Here is a 22173-nt window from a genome sequence, read left to right on the forward strand (position 1 = left end):
AACTGTCCCGATGACGACTCGCCACACCCGATAGATTTGCTGCCATGCCACTCGCACCGCGCGTCGAGCAGACGCCGTCGTCCCACCCCCGACTGCACTTTCCCGGCGCCCGGCGGTCCGCCGCCGTCGGCGCCGTCTCCGCACTCCTGACGCTCGTGGCGATCCTGTTCTCCCCCGCGATCGCGTCGGCGGACGCACCGTTCCGGCTGCCCGGCCAGATTACGGACACCGTCGGGGTGCTCGACGCGGACCAGCAGAGCGACGTCCAGGCCGCGATCGACCAGCTCTACGACGAGCACAAGGTGCGGTTGTGGGTGGTCTACGTTCCCGACTTCAACGGTCTCGGCGCCGGACCGTGGGCGGATCAGACGGCGCAGGCGTCGTCCCTCGGCGATCGCGACGCGCTGCTCGCGGTCGCGACGGTCGACCGGGAGTACGCCCTCATTGCACCGGACGGTCTGTCGGAGATCACCGCCGACGAAGCCGAGTCGATCCGGGTCGATGCGGTGGAACCGGCCCTGCGCGAGGAGGACTGGGCCGGCGGCGCGATCGCGGCGGCGGGCGGGCTCGGTGACGCGATGAGCCCGGGCGGCGGAATGTCGGTGCGCACGCTGCTGGTCGGCGGCGGTGTGGTCGTCGTCGGCGTGGGCGGGGTCGTGCTGTATTCGCGGAAGAAGAAGCAGGACCGGACGCGGGCCGGCGTCGAGGCGGCGCGCAGCATCAGCCCCGAGGACACCGCCGCGCTGACGGCGCTGCCGTTGCCGACCCTCGACGAGCGCGCGAAGGAAGTGCTCGTCGAGACGGACGACGCGCTGCGCACGAGCCAGGAGGAACTCGACCTGGCCCGCGGCGAATTCGGCGAGCAGGCCACCGCCGCGTTCACGACGGCGTTCGAGACGGCGAAGTCCACCCTCGCGGCGGCGTTCACCGTGCGCCAGCGACTCGACGACGCGATCCCCGAGACCCCGCAGCAGCGGCGGGAGATGCTCATCGACATCATCACCTCCTGCGGGCGCGCCGACCGCGAGCTCAACGAGAAGGTCCAGGAGTTCGACGGGCTGCGGGACCTGCTGATCAACGCGCCGGACCGGCTCGACGCGCTCACCCGTGACATGGTGGCACTGACCGTGCGCATCCCCGACTCCACGCAGACGCTCGCCACCCTGCAGACCGAATTCCCGGCCGCCGCACTCGCTTCCGTCGCCCACAACGTGACGATGGCCGAGGAGCGGCTCGCGTACGCCGAGAAGGCCGTGGCCGAGGGCCGGGACGCCGTCGCCCTGCCGCCGGGGAAGCAGGGACCGGCGGTGTCCGCGATCCGCGGTGCCGAGGGGGCCCTGGAACAGGCCCGGATCCTGCTCGACGCCGTCGATCACGCCGCGGAGAACATCCGGCACGCCATCGCCACACTGCCTGCCGCGATCACGGACGTGGAGGCGGGGATCGCGGCCGCGGCCCAGTTCACCGGGCAGGGCGGAGACCGGCTCGCGGCGGCGCGCACCGCGGCCGAGGCCGCACTGGCGGCGGCCCGGACGGCCGCGGACACCGACCCGCTCGGCAGCTTCACCCAGATCGTGAAGGCCGACGCGGAACTCGACGCCGTCCTCGCCGAGGCGCAGGAATCGCGGCAGCAGGCCGAGCGTGCACAGCAGCGTCTCGAACAGGACCTCGTGGCCGCGCAGTCGCAGGTCACGGCGGCGGGGGACTTCATCGGCACCCGCCGCGGCGCGGTGGGAGCGGAGGCGCGGACCCGCCTGACCGAGGCGCAGCGGCACCTGGCCGGGGCGCAGCAGCTGCGCAGCACGGACGCCTCCCGCGCACTTCGGCACGCCCAGGCCGCCGCGGGCCTGGCCGCCGACGCGCTGCGGCTGGCGCAGAACGACGTGAGCAGCTGGGAGTCCCGCCAGCGGCCGGGCCCTGGTGGCGGTGGCGGGAATGCCACCGGCGCGATCCTCGGGGGCATCCTGATCGACAGCATCCTGCGCGGCGGATTCAGCGGCGGCGGCAACTGGGGTAGCCGCGGCTCCGGCGGCGGCCGCGGCGGCGGTCCCCGTTCGTTCGGCGGGCCGAGCAGCTCGGGCCGGATCAGCGGGGGCGGCCGATTCTGACGTCTCCCCGAGCGTTCGTCGCACTCGCCTGCGTCGCGGCCACCTGTTGCGGCGTGCTGTCGGGCTGCGCGAGCGGGCGGGACGCCGAGGACGAGCCGGCGATCCCGCTGTCGGCGGAGGCGTACCGCAGCCGGGAGGACGACGCCGCCGGTGGGCGGATTCACGTGCGGCTGACGAACACCGGAGACGCGCCCGTCACGGTGACGTCCGTGGCGCTGGACAGCCCGGGCTTCGAGTCGGCGCCCGAGACCCGGCGCGAGATCGAACTCGGCCCCGGCAACCGGATCGACGTCGAGGCCGGGTACGGCGCCGTCCGCTGCGACACCGGGCCGGAACCGGCGTACGCCGTGATCGGGACAGCCGAACGGGCGGCGACGCCCGTGCGGGTGCCGCTCGCCACCCCGTACGACGTCCTCGGCCGCATCCACGACGGGGACTGCGCCGCAGAGGAACTGGCGCGGGCCGTCCCGGTGACACTGATCCCGGAGGCGGCGCCGCCGGAGCCGGCCGCTCCCCTCCCCGCTCGGCTCGTCGTGAGCCGGGGAACGGCGTCGGGCGACATCCGGGTGGACGAGGTCGGCGGCAGCGTCCTGTACGCGCTCCGCGGCGCGTTGCCCGCCACCATGCGGGCGGACGAGGACCAGCTGAACATCGACATCACGATCGACGCGGCGCGCTGCGACCCGCACGCCCTCGCGGAAGCGAAGAAACCCTTCGTCTTTCCGCTGTGGATCGCGGTCGGCTCCTCGGCACCGGCATACTCGCGCATCCCGGTGTCCGAGGAGAACCGGCGAACCCTGACGAACTATCTGACCACCACCTGCGACGCGCGCAGGTGAGCGCGGATCAGGAACCGATGAGGCGCTGCGCCAGGTAACCCTCGACCTGGTCGAGCGCGACCCGCTCCTGGGCCATGGAGTCGCGCTCACGCACGGTCACGGCGTGGTCCTCGAGGGTGTCGAAGTCCACCGTGATGCAGAACGGCGTGCCGATCTCGTCCTGACGGCGGTAGCGGCGGCCGATCGCGCCGGCGTCGTCGAACTCGACGTTCCAGTGCTGGCGGAGCGTCGCGGCAAGGTCCTTGGCCTTCGGCGTGAGGTCCGCATTACGCGACAGCGGCAGCACCGCGGCCTTCACCGGGGCGAGACGACGGTCCAGCCGCAGCACGGTGCGCTTGTCGACGCCGCCCTTCGCGTTCGGCGCCTCGTCCTCGGTGTACGCGTCGACGAGGAACGCCATCAGCGAACGCGTGAGACCGGCTGCCGGCTCGATGACGTACGGCGTGTACCGCTCACCGGAGGCCTGGTCGTAGTAGTTGAGGTCGGTGCCCGAGTGCTTCGAGTGCGTCGACAGGTCGAAGTCCGTGCGGTTGGCCACACCCTCGAGCTCGCCCCATTCGCTGCCCTGGAAGTGGAAGCGGTACTCGATGTCGACGGTCCGCTTCGAGTAGTGCGACAGCTTGTCCTGCGCGTGCTCGTACAGGCGCAGGTTGTCCTTGTTGATGCCGAGCCCGGTGTACCAGTCCATGCGGTAGTCGATCCAGTACTGGTGCCACTCCTCGTCCTCGCCGGGCTTGACGAAGAATTCCATCTCCATCTGCTCGAACTCGCGGGTGCGGAAGATGAAGTTGCCGGGGGTGATCTCGTTGCGGAAGCTCTTGCCGATCTGGCCGATGCCGAACGGCGGCTTCTTCCGCGACGTGGTGAGCACGTTCGCGAAGTTCACGAAGATGCCCTGCGCCGTCTCGGGGCGGAGGTAGTGCATGCCCTCTTCGCTCTCGACCGGGCCGAGGTACGTCTTGAGCATCATGTTGAAGTCGCGGGGTTCGGTCCACTGACCGACCGTGCCGCAGTCGGGGCAGCCCACGACGTCCATGGGGACGTCGTCCGGGTTGTCCAGTCCCTTCTTCTCCGCGTACGCCTCCTGCAGGTGGTCCTGACGGTGACGCTTGTGACAGTTCAGGCACTCGACCAGCGGGTCGTTGAACACGCCGACGTGACCCGACGCCACCCACACCTCGCGGGGCAGGATCACCGAGGAGTCGAGGCCGACGACGTCCTCGCGGCTGGTGACCATGTTGCGCCACCACTGCTTCTTGATGTTCTCCTTGAGCTCGACGCCCAAGGGGCCGTAGTCCCAGGCCGACTTCGTGCCTCCGTAGATCTCACCGCACGGGTAGACCAGGCCACGACGCTTGGCGAGATTGACGACGGTTTCGACTTTGGACTTCGGTGCCACTCGGGTGCTCTCCATCTGGGTAATAGATGCATGGTTCACGTGCGCTTTTCGGATCCCAGCCTATCTGCCCGATCACGGCCGGTTCACCCCGCCGGTTGACATGCGTATTCGTGCATATCAAAATGGAATCGATTTGCAATAAGATGGGGTGCTCCTCCCGGGGCCGACGGCCACGCGGCCACGGTCCCGTCCATTGTCCGGTACATCGAAGGAGATCACTGGTGAGCGTCATCGATCCCGGGGATCTGCATCCGTTCGAGGCGGCGCCGCCCGCCCCCGTGCCGTCGAAGGAGACGCTGACGGCGGCCGGCGACATCCTGCGCGCCCTCGCGGCCCCCGTCCGCATCGCGATCGTCCTCCAGCTCCGCGAATCGGAACGGTGCGTGCACGAGCTCGTCGGCGCACTCGGCGTCACCCAGCCACTGATCAGTCAGCATCTCCGCGTGCTCAAGGCCGCGGGCGTCGTGCGCGGCGAACGCACGGGACGTGAGGTCCTCTACCGCCTGGTGGACGACCACCTCGCCCACATCGTCGTGGACGCCGTCGCGCACGCCGAGGAAGGATAGAAGCCTTGACCCAGAACACCGGCCAGCGCAAGCCCGTCGTCGTGGGAGTCCGCGCCACGAAGCAGCGCAGCGCCATCTCCGCACTCCTCGACGACATCGAAGAGTTCCGGTCGGCGCAGGAGCTGCACGACGAGCTCCGCAAGCGCGGCGAGGGCATCGGGCTGACCACCGTCTACCGCACCCTGCAGACGCTCGCCGACGCCGGAACCGTCGACGTCCTGCGCACCGACACCGGCGAATCCGTGTACCGGCGCTGCTCGTCCGGGCACCACCATCACCTGGTCTGCCGCGCGTGCGGCTACACCGTCGAGGTCGAAGGGCCGACCGTCGAGCAGTGGTCGCAGTCGATCGCCGAGGCCCACGGCTTCTCCGACGTCAGCCACACCATCGAAATCTTCGGTCTCTGCAAGGACTGCACGTCGCCGCAGTGAGCGTCAGGGAATGAGCCCCTGCCGGGCGGTGTCCGCGCCGCTCAGCACGAGGAGCAGCATCGTGGTCAGCGGCTCGTCCTCGAGCCCGGCCGCCGGGAACGTGTAGCGCAGGATCACATCCGCGAGTCGGCCGTGACCGAACACCGCGATCGAACCGAACTGCAACGCGCTGTTGCGCTCCGCGACCTTCTTGTGCAGTGCGGCACTGACCGGACGATCCCAGGCCAGCACGCACGTCATCGACAGCACGTCGAGGCCGTCGGTGAGGGTCATCGCGCTGATCGAGCACAGTGCCCCGGCGTACTCGAAGCTCAGCGAGCCGTCCTCGGCCCGGGCGACCGTGGCGAAGTGCTCCAGTGCGTCCGCCGTTCGCCCGAGCAGTGCGGGCGCTCCGTCGACGGTCATTTCACGCCACCGAACCGGCGATCGCGCGACGCGTACTCCACGCACGCCGCCCACAGGTCGCGGCGGTCGAAATCGGGAAACAGCTTCTCCTGGTACACCATCTCGGCGTAGGCCGACTGCCAGATCAGGAAGTTGGACGTGCGCTGCTCGCCGGACGGCCGGAGGAACAGGTCGACGTCCGGCATGTCCGGCTCGTCGAGAAAACGGGCGACGGTCGCCTCGGTGATCTTCTCCGGGTCGAGCTGACCCGCCGCGACCCGCCTGCCGATCTCCTTCGCCGCGTCCGCGATCTCCGCGCGACCGCCGTAGTTGACGCACATCGTCAGATTCATGACCGTGTTGTGCTTCGTCAGCTCCTCGGCGATCTCGAGTTCCTTGATGACGCTGCGCCACAGCTTGGGCCGGCGACCCGCCCACCGCACCCGCACCCCCATCTCGTGCATCTCGTCACGGCGGCGGCGGATCACGTCGCGGTTGAAGCCCATCAGGAAGCGCACCTCCTCGGGGCTGCGTTTCCAGTTCTCGGTGGAGAACGCGTACGCCGACAACCACTCGACACCCATCTCGATGCACCCGCAGACGGCGTCCATCAACACGGCCTCGCCGCGCTCGTGGCCCGCGGTCCGGGGCAGTCCCCGCTCCTGCGCCCAGCGGCCGTTACCGTCCATCACCAGCGCGATGTGCCGGGGCACGAGTTCGGGTTGCAGGCCCGGCGGGCGCGCGCCCGAGGGATGCGGGTCCGGCGGCCGGATCTGGCGCTCGGCCCCGGAATTATGCGGAGCTCGGGGTTCGCGTCGTCGAATCACGGTCCCCATCCTGCCTGACCGAATCCTCCACCCCTACCGCCGCATGCGGTCGGGCGCGTTCGATCAGCGGGAGCGTGCGGAGCTGCCGTTCGAGATGCCACTGCAGATGCGCCGCGACCAGGCCGCTGGCCTGCCCCCGCAACCACTCCGGCACCTGCTCCGTGCTCGCCCAGTCGCCGCGGAACAGCGCATCCATCAGGTCGAGGACGCCCGGCGACGGGGTGGCGGCGCCCGGCGGCCGGCACTGGACGCACACCGCTCCCCCGGCGGCCACGTGGAATGCCCGGTGCGGGCCGGGCGCGCTGCACCGGGCGCAGTCGTCGAGGGCAGGCGCCCACCCCGCAAAACCCATGGCCCGCAACAGGAAGGCGTCCAGGATCAGCTCGCACGGCCGGTGGTGTTCCGCGACGGCCCGCAGCGCCCCGACCGTCAGGCGGTGCAGTTGCAGCGCCGGGGCCCGTTCCTCACCGGCGAGCCGCTCGGCGGTCTCGAGAATCGCGCACGCCGTGGTGTAGCGGGTGTAGTCGTCGACGATGTCGGTCGCGAACGCGTCGACCGTCTGGACCTGGGTGACGATGTCGAGGTTGCGGCCCGGGTACAGCTGCACGTCGATGTGCGCGAACGGCTCGAGCCGGGCACCGAACTTGGATTTCGTGCGGCGCACCCCCTTGGCGACCGCGCGCACCAGACCGTGCTGCCGGGTGAGGAGTGTGACGATACGGTCGGCCTCGCCCAGCTTGTGCTGGCGCAGGACCACCGCATTGTCTCGATACAACCTCACCGGTCCAGTCTCCCACGCCCGGGCGGCGGCGGTCCGCAGGCCGAGCCGCGTGCGACGGTCAGGGCGCGGTGCGCCCGTCGCGCACGGCGTCGACGACGTCGCGGACTCCGTCGATGACGAGTTGCGGCTGCTCGATGTTGATGTTGTGGCCGCTGTTCGTGTTCGTGACATGCGTGGCACCCGGGACGAGTTGCGCCAGATCCGCCTGCGCCTCCGGCTGCACGGCGTCGAGGGCCGGCCCGTAGCCGGGATCGATGTCGGCGGGGAGGCTTCCGTTCGCAACGCCCTCCGCGATCTGTGGCGCCACCGACCGGTCGGCGGAGAGGACGACGAGCGGCTGGGGCCGGATCGGTTCGGCGGCGCGGATCTCGTCGAAGCTGCGGACGAAGTCGACACGCTCGAGGTCCGGGTACTCGTCGAGACTGTCCTGCTGCGGGGTGTTGAGCCGCAGGAACTCCTCGAACTGCTCCGGGGGCAGTAGGGTCTGCAACTCCTCCGACTGCGCGTCGATCAGCACCATGCCCGCCACCTCGTCGGGATGGGTGCCGGCGAAGAGTCTCGCGATCTGACCGCCGTAGGAGTGGGCGGCCAGCACGTAGGGGCCGGGGCGGGCCTCGCCCGTGGCGCCCAGCAGCGACTGGAGGTCGGCGACCGCGTCCACGGTGGTGATCGGCTGCGGGACCGGGTCGCTGCGGCTCAATGCGTCCCCGCCCAACACGACTCCCGGCCGGTCGTACGAGCAGACTCGGGTGAACTCGGCGACTCCGTCGAAGGAGGAGGTGCTCGCCGGGTCGGCCGTCGTCGTCCACTGATCGGCACCGAACCGGAGACCGGACACGAACACGACGGTCGGTGTGCCTGTGCCCGCACACTCGAGATAGATGTTCCGGCCCTCTCCGATGTCGACGGTGCCGGCGAAATTCCCGCTCATGTTGCCGTCGTCGCTCGCTCCGCACGCGGCAACGAGCACCACGACCCCCAGAGTGGGGAGCCATCCCGACAACCGCGGCCACATCGGCACGACGCACCTCGAAACCCGTCCGGAAACGCAGATCGCTTCCAGGTGATCCGTACCCCGCTCTCCCCGGATCAAACTCCGGATGCCGCCCGGCGTCAGCTGAAACGCTGCTCGAGGTGCACCGTCACCTCCGCTCCGGCACCGTCCTTACCGATCAGCTTGCACAATGCGATCTTCAGGGGAAGCCAGTGTCGACCTTCACCCGAGGGCATCAGGGTGGCATTGAACGGATGGCCGTCGATCGTTCCGCCGACCTCACCGGCCGCCTCGTTCCGAGAAGTTCGGGGGTCCGGCACGGTCACGTACGTCGCGAACGCCCCGTCCTTCTGGGCGCCGTGAAGGTGTGCTCGAGTGGTTGCGGGTTTTCGTGTGCGGGCATGCGTGGCTCCTCCGGTCGAGTGTGAGGCTGCGGTCGAAGGTAGGACTCCCGGAGCAGGCCGGAATCATCGGTCGTGAGCCAGCGGGCCTCGCAACGCCCGAACGCCGCGAAGGGTAGCCTAACTCGAACCGCCCTCGACGAACGGAACACCTCAGTGGCAGCGCACGCCCCCTCGCCGGAGCACACGATCACCTCTCTCGAGGAACTCGAACAGGTCCTGGGCGCTCCGCACCCGTCGATCGCCACCAAGCACACCGATCACACGATGCCCCTGATCCGCCGCTTCATCTCCGAGGCGCGGTTCTTCGTCCTCGCGACCGCCGACGAGAACGGTCACTGCGACTGCTCGCCGCGCGGAGACCTCACCCCGAAGGCGATCTTCCTCGACGACCGGACCCTGGTGCTCCCGGACCGCCCCGGCAATCGGCGCGCCGATTCGTACCGCAACATCCTCGGGAACCCGCACGTGGGCGTCCTGTTCGTGGTGCCCGGGATCGACGAGGTGGTGCGCGTCAACGGCACCGCCACCCTGACCGTCGATCCCGAACTGCTGCAGTCGATGTCGATCAACGGCAAACCGGCCAACCTCGGTGTCGTGGTGCGGATCGACGAGGTCTACACGCACTGCGCCCGGGCGATACTCCGGTCACGGATGTGGGATCCGGAGTCGTGGCCCGATCCCGGCGAGATCCCGTCGCTGCGGGAAATGCACGCCGAGCAGCACGAGTTGGAACACGACCCGGCTACGCCCCGCAGGCAGGAGCACTATCGGACGTTGCTCTACTGAGCGTCACCGCAGCCGCTCGGACACCAGCGGCACGACGGTGTCGAGTGCGTACTGCAGCGACAGCACCGAATTCGTCGAGTACGCCTTGGAGACGGCCTGATCGTCGAACACGAGGTACCGTCCGTCGCGCACCGCGGGGATCGCCTGGAACAGCGGCCGGTTCGCGGCGTCGGCGGCGGGCCTGCCGATCGGGAAGATGACCACCATGTCCGCGTCCATCACGTCGAGATTCTCCTCCGACACCGGAACCGAGAACTTCACCGCCGGCTGCGCGTCCACCGCCGGGTTGCTGACGAATCCGAGTTTCTTCATGAACTGAAGCCGCTCGGTGTCGGCGGTGTAGGCGCCCCACCCCGTTCCCGAGTAGGCACCGACGGTGATCGCCTTCCCCGCGAATTCGGGGTGGGCCGCCGCGGCGTCCGTGAACCGCCGGTCGATGTCGGCGAGCAGCGCGTCACCCTTCTCCGGCACCCCGAGGGCGGTCGCGACCATCGACACCTGGCTCTCGATCGGCGTCTTGTAGTTGTCGGCGCCGTCCGGCAGCGCGATCGTCGGGGCGATCTGCGACAGGTGGTCGTACCGTTCCGCGTCACCGGCGCTCTTCGTGTCGAGGATGACGTCCGGTGCGAGCGCCGCGATCTGCTCGTACGACGGCTCGAGGGTTCCGATGATCGTCGGCGGCGTGGTGTACTTCCCCTCCGCCCACGGTCCGACGCCGTCGCCGCCGAAGGCGACCCAGTCGCTGGCGCCGACGGGTTCGACACCGAGCGCGAGCGCGGTTTCGGCGTCACCCCAGCCGATCGCGACCACGCGCTCGGGTTTCGACGCGACCGTGACGTCGCCGAACTTCGTGGCGACCACTGCCGGGAAGGCGGCGTCGCCGGCGCCCGCCGCCGGTTCCGATTCTTCCCCGCCGCCGCTGCCGCAGCCGGCCAGCGCCAGGACCAGAAGAGACACCGACACGAGACTTCTCATCCTCATGAGGCAAGGCTAACCAATATGCGATCTCACACCTGGAACCGGTACCCCATCCCCGCCTCGGTGATGAGGTGCCGCGGGTGCGACGGGTCGTCCTCGAGCTTGCGCCGCAACTGCGCCAGATACACCCGCAGGTAGTGGGTCTCGGTGGCATACGCCGGACCCCACACCTCGCGCAGCAGTTCCTTCTGCCCCACCAGCTTGCCCTTGTTGCGCACCAGCATCTCGAGCATCCCCCACTCGGTCGGTGTCAGGTGCACCTCGGCCCCCGCCCGCCGCACCGTCTTCGCCGCCAGGTCGACGGTGAACGAGTCCGTCTCCACCACAGGCTCGCTCGTGTCGACGGCCGTCGTCGCCCGGCGGGCCGCGGCCCGCACGCGGGCCAGGAACTCGTCCATCCCGAACGGCTTGGTGACGTAGTCGTCGGCGCCCGCGTCGAGGGCGTCCACCTTGTCCGCGGAATCGGTGCGCGCCGACAGCACGATCACCGGCGCCGGGCACCACCCGCGCAGGCCCGCGAGCACCTCGGTCCCGTCCATGTCGGGCAACCCGAGGTCGAGCACGATCACGTCGGGCGGTCGCTCGGCCGCGGCGCGCAGCGCAGCCGCCCCGGATGCGGCCGTCACGACGTCGTATCCGCGCACACTGAGGTTGATCCGCAGGGCGCGGAGAATCTGCGGTTCGTCGTCGACGACGAGGATTCTCGTCATGGTTGCTCCCCTCCCGCGCCGGCCAGTTCCACCACCATCGTCAGCCCACCGCCGGGGGTGTCGGTGGCGCTGATGGTGCCGCCCATCGCGTCGACGAATCCGCGGACGACGGAGAGCCCGAGCCCGACGCCCGTGGTCGTGTCGCGGTCCCCCAGTCGCTGGAACGGGGCGAACATCTCCTCCGCCCGCCCCCGCGGAACTCCCGGCCCCGTGTCGGCGACGGTGACGACGGCGCGGTCGCCGACCGCCGCGGCGCCGACCCGGATCACGGAGTCCTCACCGTAGCGGAGTGCGTTGTCGATCAGATTCGCGAGCACCCGCTCGAGCAGACCCGAATCCGCCATCGCCGCGACCGTTCCGACGTCGACCTCCACCCGTTCCCGGGCCCGGGTCCCGGTCCGGCCGCCGATTCCCAGCCCCACCAGCGCCCGGTGCACCACCTCGTCGAGGTAGACGGGCCGCAGCGTCGGGGTCACGACTCCCGCCGCGAGGCGGGACGAGTCGAGCAGGTTGCCGACGAGCGAGGTCAGGACGTCGGCCGATTCCTCGATGGTCGCGAGCAGTTCGGCGGTGTCCTCCGGGGAGAACGCGACGTCGTCGCTGCGCAGGCTGGACGCCGCGGCCTTGACCGCGGCCAGCGGCGTCCGGAGGTCGTGGCTGACGGCGGACAGCAGTGACCGCCGCAACCGGTCGGCCTCGGCCAGCGCCTGCGCCTGTCCCGCCTCCCGGGTGAGTTCCGTCTGGCGGATCATCCCCACGGCCTGGTTCGCGACGGCGAGCAGCACGCGGCGGTCCCGGGCGTGCAGTTCACTGCCGCGGAGCGCGAGCGCGTACTCCCCCTCCCCTACCTCGCAGACCGTGTCGGCGTCCTCGACGCGCTCCGGTGGACGCGGCCCGACCGACCCGACGAGGCCGTGGTCCCGGTGCAGGACACTCACCGACTCCTGACCGTAGGTCTCACGCACCTTCTCGAGCAGCGTGCCGAGATCGGCCCCCCGCAGCACCGATCCGGCGAACAGCGCCAGCAACTCCGCCTCCTGCGACGCCCGCCTGGCCTCCCGCGAACGCTTGGCGGCCGCGTCGACCAGCACCGCGACCGCGACGGCGACCACGAGCAGCACGACGGTGGTGATGAAGTTGTCCGGCTCGGCGATGGTGAAGCTCCGCACCGGCGGGGTGAAGAAGTAGTTGAGGAACAGCCCCGAGATCAGCGCGGAGAACGCTGCGGGGGCGACACCGCCGAGCAGGGAGACGAGCAGCACCACGATGAAGAACAGGGCGCCCTCGCCGACCAGCCCGAGCCACCGGTCGACGGCCATCATCACCAGCGTCGCCACCGACGGCACGAGAACCGCGGCGACCCAGGCGATCACCGTGCGGGACCGCGACCCCACCGGCGACAACCGCCTCAGCCGGTGGGATTCGCTGTGCGTGACCATGTGCACGTCGATCGATCCCGACTGGTGCAGCACGCTCGCACCGATTCCCTCGTCGAAGATCCGCGCCCACCTCGAGCGCCTCGACGTGCCCAGCACCAACTGGGTGGCGTTCGCGGACCGGGCGAAATCGAGGAGCGTGGTCGGGACGTCGTCGCCGACGACGCTGTGCAGGCTCGCCCCGATACTCGTGGCGAGCGTCCGCACCTTGCCCATCTCCGGGGCCGAGACGCCGGCGAGGCCGTCGCCGCGCACCACGTGCACCACGATCAGCTCCGCGCTGGACCTCGACGCGATCCGGCCTGCACGCCGGACGAGTGTCTCCGATTCTGGTCCACCCGTCACCGCGACCACCACCCGTTCCCGGGCCTCCCACGTGTCGGTGATCTTGTTCTCCGCACGATATTTCGCGAGGGCGGCATCCACCTGGTCGGCCACCCACAGCAGGGCGAGTTCGCGGAGTGCGGTGAGGTTCCCCTTCCGGAAATAGTTGCTCAGCGCCGCGTCGACTTTGTCCGCGGCGTAGATGTTGCCGTGGGACAGCCTGCGGCGCAGAGCCTCCGGCGTGATGTCGACCAGTTCGACCTGGGTGGCGGCGCGCACCACCTCGTCGGGAACCGTTTCCTGCTGCACCACGCCGGTGATCCGCTGGACCACGTCGTTGAGGCTTTCGAGGTGCTGGACGTTGAGCGTCGAGAGGACGTCGATCCCCGCGGCGAGGAGTATCTCCACGTCCTGCCAGCGTTTCTCGTGGACGCTGCCCGGCGTGTTCGTGTGCGCGAGTTCGTCGACGAGGACCAATGCAGGCCTGCGGGCGAGCACCGCATCGACGTCGAGTTCCCGGCCGAGCGTGCCCCGGTAGGCGATCAGCTTGGGCGGAATCAGTTCGAGGTCGCCGAGCTGCGCCGCCGTGCGGTCGCGGCCGTGGGTCTCCACCACGGCCGCGACCACGTCGCACCCCCGCTCCCGGCGGCGGTGCGCCTCACCGAGCATCGCGAACGTCTTGCCGACGCCCGGTGCGGCACCGAGGTAGATGCGCAGTTCACCGCGTCGGTGTTCGACGTCCCGGCGCTCGACGTCCGGTTTGGGACCACTCACCTCGCCATCATCCACCAGCGGCCGGGGCCGTGCACTCAGGTGCGGTCAGGCCGAGGGCCAGATTCAGTTCGAGGACGTTCACCCGGTCCTCACCGAGGAAACCGAGTTGCCTTCCCTCGGTGTTCTCGTCGACCAGTTGCCGGACCCGGGTCTCGCTGAGGCCGTTCTCCGCCGCCACCCTCGGCACCTGCAACGCCGCATACGCGGGGCTGATGTGCGGGTCGATGCCCGAGCCGGATCCGGTGACCGCGTCGGCCGGAACGTCCCCGGCGTCCACCCCTTCCCGGGTGGCGATCGCCGCCCGCCGGTCGGCGATGAACGTCGCCAGGATCTCGCTGCTCGGCCCCTGGTTGGTGGGCAGGGCGGTGGCGGGGTCGCCCGGCGCGAACGGATCCAGTTCGGCCACCGACCCGGTGACGCGGTTGTGGAAGAACGGATCCGGCTCCCCCGCCGACACCTGCGGGTCGACACCGACCCACCGGCTCCCGACGACGCACCCGGTGGTGTCGCGCACCGGAGACCCCTCGGCCGCTCCGGCGCCGATCCTGCTCACCCCCCACACGGCGGCGGGATAGAGCACACCGAGGATTGCTGTAAGTGCGAGCAGGACGAGTAGTCCGGCCCAGGTCTGCCGCAACAGACCGATGAGAAATCGCATGCGGGATCACCCAATTCCGGGAACGAGACGAACGACGAGGTCGATGAGCCAGATACCGGCGAACGGCGTGATCACGCCGCCGAGGCCGTAGATCAGGAGGTTGCGGCCCAGCAGCGTGGACGCCGACGACGGACGGTAGCGAACACCTTTCAGCGACAACGGGATCAGCGCGACGATCACGACGGCGTTGAAGATCACCGCCGACAGGATGGCCGATTCCGGGGTGGCCAGCCGCATGATGTTCAGCGTGTCCAGCTGCGGGTAGATGCCGCTGAACAGGGCGGGGAGAATCGCGAAGTACTTGGCCAGGTCGTTGGCGAGCGAGAACGTGGTGAGCGCACCGCGCGTGATGAGCAGCTGCTTGCCGATCTCCACCACCTCGATGAGCTTGGTGGGGTCCGAATCGAGATCCACCATGTTCCCGGCTTCCTTCGCCGCCGACGTGCCGGTGTTCATCGCCACCCCGACATCCGCCTGGGCCAGCGCCGGGGCGTCGTTGGTGCCGTCCCCGGTCATCGCGACGAGCCGGCCGCCCTCCTGTTCCTGCCGGATCAGCGCGAGCTTGTCCTCGGGTGTCGCCTCGGCCATGAAGTCGTCGACTCCGGCCTCGGCCGCGATGGCCTTCGCCGTCAACGGGTTGTCGCCGGTGATCATCACCGTGCGAATCCCCATGGCCCGCAGTTCCGCGAACCTCTCGGCGATGCCCGGCTTCACCACGTCCGACAGCGCGATCACGCCGAGCACCGTCGCTGCGTCTCCGTTGACGGCGGCGACCACCAACGGTGTTCCCCCGGCCTGCGCGATCTGGTTCACACTGTCGGTGACGGCGGACGCCGCGTGCCCGCCGAGCGCCTGCACCCAGGTCAGCACGGCGTCGCTCGCGCCCTTGCGGATCCGGGCGCCGTCGATGTCGAGTCCGCTCATCCGGGTCTGCGCCGTGAACGGCACGAACTCCGCCGCTCGCTCCGCCTCGGACGGTGCCGGGTCCAACCCGAAGTCCCGGGCGCACAGGTCCACGATGCTGCGCCCCTCGGGGGTGCCGTCCGCGAGACTGGACAACCGTGCGGCCGTAGCCAACTCGATCGCGGAAACCCCCGGTGCGGGATACACGGCCGTGGCCTGCCGGTTGCCGAACGTGATGGTGCCGGTCTTGTCCATCAGCAGTGTGTCGATGTCGCCCGCGGCCTCCACCGCCCGCCCCGACATCGCCAGGACGTTCCGCTGCACCAGCCGATCCATCCCGGCGATGCCGATGGCCGACAGCAGCGCCCCGATCGTGGTGGGGATCAGGCACACCAGCAGCGCGATCAGCTTGATCGGATCCTGCTCCTGGCCCGCATACAGACCCATCGGACCGATCGCGACGACAGCCAGCAGGAAGATGATCGTCAGCGACGCCAACAGGATGTTCAGCGCGATTTCGTTCGGCGTCTTCTGCCGCGCCGCCCCCTCCACGAGGGCGATCATCCGATCCACGAACGACTGTCCGGGGGCCGCGGTGATACGCACGACGATCCGGTCGGACAGCACGGTCGTGCCACCGGTGACGGCGCACCGGTCGCCGCCGGATTCGCGGACGACGGGCGCCGACTCGCCGGTGATGGCCGACTCGTCCACGGTCGCAATGCCGTCGACGACGTCGCCGTCGCCGGGTATCACCTCCCCCGCCTCGACGACGACCCGGTCACCGACGGTCAGGTCGGTACCCGCCACCGACTCCACCCGGCCACTCGCCGTGATCCGGTGGGCGACCGTGTCCTGCTTCACCTTCCGCAGGCTCGCCGCCTGGGCCTTGCCCCGCCCCTCCGCGACCGACTCGGCCAGATTCGCGAACAGCACGGTGAACCACAGCCAGGCGACGACAGCCCAGGAGAACACCGACGGGTCGGCGACGGCCATGACGGTGGTGACGACGGAGCCGACGAACACGACGAACATCACCGGGTTGCGGGCGAGGTGCCGGGGGTCGAGTTTGCGCACGGCGCCCGGTAGCGCCGTCACCAGCTGGGCGGGGCTGAAGATTCCCGCCTTCACTGGCGCCGGGTCGTGGCCGGCCTCGGACGCCGTGGCCGCCTCGTTCTCCGGACGACTGGTCACGTTCACACTCACTGCAGAGCCTCCGCGATCGGTCCCAGCGCGAGGGCCGGGAAGAATGTCAACGCCGCGACGAGCACGACGGTGCCGGTGAGGAGCCCGGTGAACATCGGGCCCGCCGTCGGCAGGGTTCCGGTGCCTGCGGCCGTCTTCTTCTGCGACGCCAGGGATCCGGCGAGCGCGAGGACGAAGATGATCGGCAGGAACCGGCCGAACAGCATGCACAGGCCGAGAGCGGTCTGGAACCAGTCGCTCGTCACCGTCAGCCCGCCGAACGCACTGCCGTTGTTGTTCGAGGCCGACGCGAACGCGTACAGCACCTCCGAGAATCCGTGGATGGATCCGGGACTTCCGGGGTCGCCGCTGTTGCCCTGGTAACCGGTGGTCGAGGACAGGATCACGGTGATTCCGGTCCCGATCAGGACGAGCGCCGGCATCACCAGCACGGACAGGGCGGCGAGCGTGATCTCCCGCTGCCGCAGCTTCTTGCCGAGGTATTCGGGTGTGCGGCCGACGAGGAGTCCGCCGACGAAGACAGCGATCAGGGCGAGGACGAGAATTCCGTAGAGCCCGGTGCCGACACCGCCGGGCGCGATCTCCCCGAGCAGCATGTTGAGCAGGACGGCTCCGCCGCCGAGGGGCGAGAGGCTGTCGTGCGCCGAATTCACCGCGCCCGTGGACGTTCCGGTGGTGCTCACGGCGAACAGTGCCGTACCGGGGATTCCGAAACGAACCTCCTTGCCCTCCATCATCGCGCCCGCGGCGGTCGCGGCGACACCGCGCCGACCGGACTCCGCGGCGAGCGTGACCGCGAGGAGCGATCCCCACAGGATGCCCATCACGGCGAGCAGCGTCAGGCCCTGTTTGCGTTCACCGACCATGGTGCCGAACGTGCGGGTCAGGGACACCGGGATCAGCAGGATCGCGAGGATCTCGACGATGTTGCTGACCGGGGTCGGGTTCTCGAACGGGTGCGCCGAATTGGCGGCGAGGATCCCGCCGCCGTTGGTGCCGAGTTCCTTGATCGCTTCCTGCGAGGCGACGGGCGCCAGTGCGTTGGTGACGGAGTTGCCGTCCAGACCGGTGGACGCGAAACCCGGATGGAAGGACTGGATCACACCCTGGCTCAGCAGGATCAGTGCGATGACGAAGGAGAACGGCAGCAGAATCCGCAGGCTGCCCCGGGTGAGGTCCACCCAGAAGTTGCCGATCTCACCGCCGCGCGACACCCGGACGAACCCCCGGATCAGCGCCACTGCGACGGCCATGCCCACCGCGGCGGACACGAAGTTCTGCACGGCGAGCCCGACCGGCTGGGTCAGGTTGCTCATCGTGGTCTCGGGCGCGTACGACTGCCAGTTGGTGTTCGTCACGAACGACACGGCCGTGTTGAACGCCACCGCGGGACTGACCCCGGAGAGGTCCCCGGACAGCGGCAGCACTCCCTGGATGCGCTGCAGGGCGTAGAGGAAGAGCACACTCGCCGCGGAGAATCCCAGCACGCTGCCCGCGTAGCCGTACCAGGTCTGCTCGGCGTGGGGGTCGATGCGGCACAGGCGGTACAGGACGGATTCGACCCGCAGGTGACGGCGTGATTCGTACACGCGCGCCATGTAGTCGCCCACCGGCACGTACGCGACCGCGAGTACCGCGAGGACGAAGACGACCTGCAGTCCGGCCGCCAGGGCAGGCGTCATCAGAAGCGCTCCGGGTCGATGAGCGCGATCAGGAGGTACACGACGAGTGCGGCGGCGATCGCGACGAGCGCGACCGCGAGTATTCCGGCGCCCGTCATTTCACGCGTCCGGACTGCAGGGCACGGAGAACGAGCGCGCAACAGGCGAATCCGCCGAGCACGAGCGCGACGTAGGCCACATCGGCCATGTGAGGATCCTTCTTCGTACTGATCCTGCGGTTCAGCGCAGGCATGACACCCCACGGTTGCGGGGTGTCATGCCAGCATCGCGCCGGATCCGGGCGCCAGAGGACTCGCTGACGAAGCGCTTACGGGACTTCCCCGGCTCTTGACGCTTTCCTTACGCGGTCCGGGTCAGCCGCGACACCGACGCGGGCACCGGTGTGCCGGTCGCCACCCAGGGCGCCGGGACGGGATCACCGGCGACCGACCGCACGGGGACGACGCCGGCCCAGGCACTGCTCACTTCGGCGGGTTCGCCCGGCGGCGCGTCCCGCACCTTGACGGTCCACTGGCCCGGCGTGATCGGGAGGGCGAGGGCCAGCGTTGCGGCGAGTTCCTTGCGCCGGTGTCCCCGGACCTCGCTGCTGCGACCGGGGATCAGCACGTCCGACAGCGCGTCCAGGGCGCCGGCGGATTCGTCCGCGTTCAGCGTCACGAGGTTGCCGCGGACGACCGCGGAACGGTAGTTGGCGGACGAGTCGAACAGCGTGTCCGCGACGACGATTCCGTCGAGCATCGCGACGCACAGCACCGCGGGCGCGCCCGCCGCCACCTGCCGCAGTGCACCGGCACCGGTGGAACCGTGCAGCAGGATCCTGTCGCCGTCGCGGGCGTACAGCATCGGCACGGCCCAGGGCTGGCCGTCGACGACGGTGGCGAGGGTGCCCATCGGCGCGGCGTCGAGAACGGCGTCGAGTTGCGCTCGCTCGGTTCGGGCACGGTCCGGGTATCTCTTGATCTTGTCCACGAGACCATCCTCACCCGAATGTGGTTCGGCTTCCAGATCCACAATGGGAAATATCGGCAGACCAGTATTGTGGGTCCATGCCCCGGATCAGCCCCGAACTGCACCTGACGTTGCGGCTCCCCGACACCGACGCACCGCTTCGGCACCGCATCGCGGAGTCGATTCTCGACGAGATCCGAGGGGGCCGCCTCCGGCCCGGCGACCCGCTGCCCTCAACACGGGCGCTGGCCCACCACCTGACGGTCGCGCGGGCGTCGGTGGTCGACGCGTACGACGAACTCTGCTCCTCCGGATACGCGAACGCCCGCGCCGGTTCCGGCACCCGGATCGCACCGGGCGCCGACGTGGCGGCCCGCGCCCACGTCGCCTCGCACCCGGTCACACGCAGGTCGGAGCGGGTACCGCCGCACGCCCCCGCGAACCCGGAGGCCCTGTGGGATCTCACCCCGGGTCACCCCGACCCCGGCCTGATCTCCACCGCCGACTGGCGCCGGGCGTGGCGGTCGGCCGCGGCCGCCCCGGTGACGTCCGATGTTCCCGGCCCCGACGGGCACCCGGAGTTGCGGCGCGCCCTCGCGGGGCATCTGCGCCGCACCCGGGGGATCGCGGCGCGGCCCGACGAACTCGTCGTCGTTCCGGGAGTGGGCTCCGCGCTCCGGACCCTCGTCGCCGCGGCCGGGCTGATCGGCCGCGACGTGGTGTTCGAGGAGCCCGGCTACACCCGGGCCCGCCTGGTTCTGGGGGCCGCGGACGCGCGGACACGCCACGTGCCCGTGGACGACGACGGCCTCGATCCCGCACTGCTGCGCGGCACCGACGCGGCGGCCTACTGCACGCCGGCCCATCAGTATCCGATGGGTGCCCGGATGCCGGTGGGCCGCAGGGCCCGGCTCGTCGCCGACGCCGCGGCGTCCGGAACGCTGATCATCGAGGACGACTACGACGGCGAGTTCCGCTACGACGTCTCGGCGTTGCCTGCCCTGCGCAGCATCGACCGCGGCTCCGAGTGCGTGGCCTACGTGGGCACCGCATCGAAGATCCTGACTCCCGCGATCCGGGTGGCGTGGGTGATCGCCCCTCCGGCGCTGCGGCCGGGGATCGTCCGGGCGCTGGACACGACGGGTGAGGCCTGCTGCGCGATCACGGCGCTCGCGCTGGCGCATTTCATCGACTCCGGTGCGCTGTCGCGGCACCTCGCCCGCGCCTCCCGCACGTACGCGGCCCGCCGGTCGGCGTTCGTCGCCGCCCTGCAGCAGCAGCTGTCGGCGGTGAGCACGGACGGAGTCGGAATCGCCGGCATCGAAGCCGGTCTCCACGTCGTCCTGACGCTGCCGCGCTCGGTCGACGACGTCGCCCTCTCCGCAGACCTGCAGGACCACGGGGTGACGGTGCCGAGCCTCGCCGACTACCGCACCACATCGAGCGGACCCCGGGGACTGGTCTGCGGTTACGCCCGGCTGCCCGAGTCCCAGGCCAGCGGGGCCGCCGGAGCGATCGGGGAGGTGGTCCGCCGGCACCTTCGCTGATACTGTTCGTTCGAACGAACAGTCACGGGGAGGGGCGAGATGAGCACGGGACAACTGGGCAGCGAGCCGCGGGGCGACGAGGAAGGCGACCGGTCACCGGGACTCGTCGAACAGGTGAAAGCCCTGGTCGCCGGCGACACCACGTCGGTCGCGGCCACCCGGGCCGCCCTCGACCGCATCGACGCGAGCCAGTCGAGGCTCAACGCGTTCAAGGTGGTCCGCAGGAACAAGGCACTGGCCGAGGCCGCCGAGGCCGACCGCCGGATCGCCGCCGGTGAACGCCTCCCGCTTCTCGGAGTCCCGATCGCCGTCAAGGACGACGTCGACGTGGCCGGGGAGCCCACCGCGTTCGGCTGCCCGGGCGACTTCCCGCCTGCGGCGCGGGACTCCGAGGTGGTGCGGCGACTGCGCGCCGCCGGTGCCGTCGTCGTCGGTAAGACGAACAGTCCCGAACTGGGGCAGTGGCCGCTCACGGGCGGACCCGCCTTCGGCCACACCCGCAATCCGTGGAACGGCGACCGCACCCCCGGCGGGTCGTCCGGGGGCGCCGCGGCGGCCGTGTCCGCCGGCCTCGTCGCCGCCGCAATCGGTTCCGACGGCGCCGGTTCCATCCGCATCCCCGCCGCGTGGACCCACCTCGTCGGAATCAAACCGCAACGCGGCCGCATCTCCACCTGGCCTGCCGCCGAGGCGTTCTACGGTCTCACCGTCAACGGCCCGCTGGCCCGGACGGTCGCGGACGCGGCCCTGCTCCTCGACGTCGCGGCGGGACCTCACGAGGGCGACATCCACACACCGGCGGCAGTCACCGTCAGCGACGCCGTCGGCCGAGACCCCGGGCGCCTGCGCATCGCGCTGTCCCTGCGGATCCCGTTCACCGCCACCCCCACGACGCTGCACCCCGAGGTGCGTCAGGGCGTCGCGCGGATCGCCGAGGCGCTGCGCAGGCTCGGGCACCGCGTCGTAGTGGACGACCCCGACTACGGAATCATGTTCGGGCTCGGCTTCCTCCCCCGGTCGATGGTCGGCATCGACGACTGGATGCGGAAGGTCCCCGATCCGTCCCTCGTCGACCCGCGCACCAAGGGCAACGCCCGGACCGGTCGGTTGCTGCGCGGGGCCCCGCTGCGCGCCGCCCGGGCGGCCGAGCCGAGAATGCGGCGACGCGTCGGTGCGATCTTCGACGAGTACGACCTCGTCCTCGCCCCGACCACCGCCACTCCCCCGCCGAGGGTCGAGGCGATCGACGGCATCGGTTCGTGGGCCACGGACAAGGTGATCACCGCGGTCTGCCCGTACGCGTGGCCGTGGAACGTGCTGGGCTGGCCCAGCGTGAACGTCCCGGCCGGGTTCACGTCCGGGCACCTGCCGATCGGCGCCCAGCTGATGGGGCACGACAACGCGGAGCCGCTCCTGGTCTCGGTTGCGGCCCAGCTCGAGTCGGTGCTCCGGTGGGACCTCGAACGTCCCGGGAAATGGTGGTGACCG

21 protein-coding genes are annotated in these 22173 nt (G+C 70.2%); 7 read left to right on the top strand and 14 right to left on the bottom strand.

Going from position 1 to position 22173, the window contains the following annotated elements; translation table 11 throughout:
* Window positions 1-44 precede the first annotated feature (44 nt).
* A complete protein-coding gene (locus tag ROP_RS04585) occupies window positions 45-2108 on the top strand; it encodes a TPM domain-containing protein (protein WP_012688174.1) in 2064 nt (687 codons plus the stop codon).
* A 53-nt stretch (window positions 2109-2161) separates the two neighbouring features.
* Complete coding sequence (locus ROP_RS04590) at window positions 2162-2947, top strand: hypothetical protein (RefSeq protein WP_012688175.1); 786 nt, start codon at window positions 2162-2164, stop codon at window positions 2945-2947.
* Window positions 2948-2954: 7 nt separating this feature from the next.
* Here ROP_RS04590 and ROP_RS04595 read toward each other — a convergent pair whose 3' ends face one another.
* Window positions 2955-4346: a glycine--tRNA ligase gene (locus ROP_RS04595; RefSeq protein ID WP_043826260.1), complete on the bottom strand. Its 1392-nt coding sequence runs from the start codon at window positions 4344-4346 to the stop codon at window positions 2955-2957.
* Window positions 4347-4567: 221 nt separating this feature from the next.
* Here ROP_RS04595 and ROP_RS04600 point away from each other — a divergent pair, with 221 nt between their 5' ends.
* Both ROP_RS04600 and ROP_RS04605 read left to right on the top strand, forming a co-directional pair.
* Window positions 4568-4912, top strand: a complete 345-nt coding sequence (locus ROP_RS04600) for an ArsR/SmtB family transcription factor (RefSeq protein ID WP_012688177.1) — start codon at window positions 4568-4570, stop codon at window positions 4910-4912.
* Between the two features lie 5 nt (window positions 4913-4917).
* A complete protein-coding gene (locus tag ROP_RS04605) occupies window positions 4918-5343 on the top strand; it encodes a Fur family transcriptional regulator (RefSeq protein WP_012688178.1) in 426 nt (141 codons plus the stop codon).
* A 3-nt stretch (window positions 5344-5346) separates the two neighbouring features.
* On the opposite strand, the gene ROP_RS04610 is transcribed toward ROP_RS04605, so the two are convergent.
* The 5 genes from ROP_RS04610 to ROP_RS04630 all read right to left on the bottom strand — a co-directional run bounded on the left by ROP_RS04610 (window position 5347) and on the right by ROP_RS04630 (window position 8655).
* The gene (locus ROP_RS04610) at window positions 5347-5748 is read right to left on the bottom strand and encodes a hypothetical protein (RefSeq protein ID WP_012688179.1); all 402 of its coding nucleotides are present in this window, start codon (window positions 5746-5748) and stop codon (window positions 5347-5349) included.
* On the bottom strand, window positions 5745-6554 hold the full coding sequence (locus tag ROP_RS04615) for an isoprenyl transferase (protein ID WP_012688180.1): 810 nt from the start codon (window positions 6552-6554) through the stop codon (window positions 5745-5747). The genes ROP_RS04610 and ROP_RS04615 overlap by 4 nt, the downstream gene beginning before the upstream one ends.
* Entirely contained in the window at window positions 6520-7335 is an 816-nt protein-coding gene (recO, locus tag ROP_RS04620; RefSeq protein WP_012688181.1) for a DNA repair protein RecO, read from the bottom strand. Before recO ends, ROP_RS04615 begins: the two co-directional genes overlap by 35 nt.
* A gap of 58 nt (window positions 7336-7393) precedes the next feature.
* Window positions 7394-8350 (bottom strand): alpha/beta fold hydrolase, encoded by a 957-nt coding sequence (locus tag ROP_RS04625; protein WP_043824222.1) that lies wholly within the window; start codon window positions 8348-8350, stop codon window positions 7394-7396.
* 98 nt (window positions 8351-8448) lie between these two features.
* A complete protein-coding gene (locus tag ROP_RS04630) occupies window positions 8449-8655 on the bottom strand; it encodes a DUF1905 domain-containing protein (protein ID WP_012688183.1) in 207 nt (68 codons plus the stop codon).
* A gap of 231 nt (window positions 8656-8886) precedes the next feature.
* On the opposite strand from ROP_RS04630, the gene ROP_RS04635 reads away from it, so the two are divergent.
* On the top strand, window positions 8887-9519 hold the full coding sequence (locus tag ROP_RS04635; RefSeq protein WP_012688184.1) for a pyridoxamine 5'-phosphate oxidase family protein: 633 nt from the start codon (window positions 8887-8889) through the stop codon (window positions 9517-9519).
* A 3-nt stretch (window positions 9520-9522) separates the two neighbouring features.
* Here ROP_RS04635 and ROP_RS04640 read toward each other — a convergent pair whose 3' ends face one another.
* The 8 genes from ROP_RS04640 to ROP_RS04675 all read right to left on the bottom strand — a co-directional run bounded on the left by ROP_RS04640 (window position 9523) and on the right by ROP_RS04675 (window position 19159).
* Window positions 9523-10500 (bottom strand): iron-siderophore ABC transporter substrate-binding protein, encoded by a 978-nt coding sequence (locus ROP_RS04640; protein WP_012688185.1) that lies wholly within the window; start codon window positions 10498-10500, stop codon window positions 9523-9525.
* Between the two features lie 26 nt (window positions 10501-10526).
* Window positions 10527-11207, bottom strand: coding sequence for a response regulator (locus ROP_RS04645; RefSeq protein WP_012688186.1), 681 nt, complete (start codon window positions 11205-11207; stop codon window positions 10527-10529).
* Window positions 11204-13741, bottom strand: a complete 2538-nt coding sequence (locus ROP_RS04650; protein WP_043824227.1) for a sensor histidine kinase — start codon at window positions 13739-13741, stop codon at window positions 11204-11206. Before ROP_RS04650 ends, ROP_RS04645 begins: the two co-directional genes overlap by 4 nt.
* A gap of 7 nt (window positions 13742-13748) precedes the next feature.
* Window positions 13749-14399 carry a potassium-transporting ATPase subunit C gene (locus tag ROP_RS04655; RefSeq protein ID WP_012688188.1) on the bottom strand — a complete coding sequence of 217 codons (651 nt, stop codon included), beginning with the start codon at window positions 14397-14399 and terminating at the stop codon, window positions 13749-13751.
* A gap of 6 nt (window positions 14400-14405) precedes the next feature.
* Window positions 14406-16508 (bottom strand): potassium-transporting ATPase subunit KdpB, encoded by a 2103-nt coding sequence (kdpB, locus tag ROP_RS04660; protein ID WP_012688189.1) that lies wholly within the window; start codon window positions 16506-16508, stop codon window positions 14406-14408.
* The gene (gene kdpA, locus ROP_RS04665) at window positions 16505-18190 is read right to left on the bottom strand and encodes a potassium-transporting ATPase subunit KdpA (protein WP_012688190.1); all 1686 of its coding nucleotides are present in this window, start codon (window positions 18188-18190) and stop codon (window positions 16505-16507) included. Before kdpA ends, kdpB begins: the two co-directional genes overlap by 4 nt.
* Window positions 18190-18288 carry a potassium-transporting ATPase subunit F gene (locus ROP_RS04670; protein WP_005561976.1) on the bottom strand — a complete coding sequence of 33 codons (99 nt, stop codon included), beginning with the start codon at window positions 18286-18288 and terminating at the stop codon, window positions 18190-18192. The genes kdpA and ROP_RS04670 overlap by 1 nt, the downstream gene beginning before the upstream one ends.
* 241 nt (window positions 18289-18529) lie before the next feature.
* Window positions 18530-19159 carry a pyridoxamine 5'-phosphate oxidase family protein gene (locus ROP_RS04675; RefSeq protein WP_043826261.1) on the bottom strand — a complete coding sequence of 210 codons (630 nt, stop codon included), beginning with the start codon at window positions 19157-19159 and terminating at the stop codon, window positions 18530-18532.
* Between the two features lie 77 nt (window positions 19160-19236).
* On the opposite strand from ROP_RS04675, the gene ROP_RS04680 reads away from it, so the two are divergent.
* Complete coding sequence (locus ROP_RS04680; protein ID WP_012688192.1) at window positions 19237-20685, top strand: PLP-dependent aminotransferase family protein; 1449 nt, start codon at window positions 19237-19239, stop codon at window positions 20683-20685.
* A gap of 39 nt (window positions 20686-20724) precedes the next feature.
* Window positions 20725-22170, top strand: a complete 1446-nt coding sequence (locus ROP_RS04685; protein ID WP_012688193.1) for an amidase — start codon at window positions 20725-20727, stop codon at window positions 22168-22170.
* Window positions 22171-22173: the final 3 nt, after the last annotated feature.

Source organism: Rhodococcus opacus B4, assembly GCF_000010805.1.
Lineage (GTDB): Bacteria > Actinomycetota > Actinomycetes > Mycobacteriales > Mycobacteriaceae > Rhodococcus_F > Rhodococcus_F opacus_C.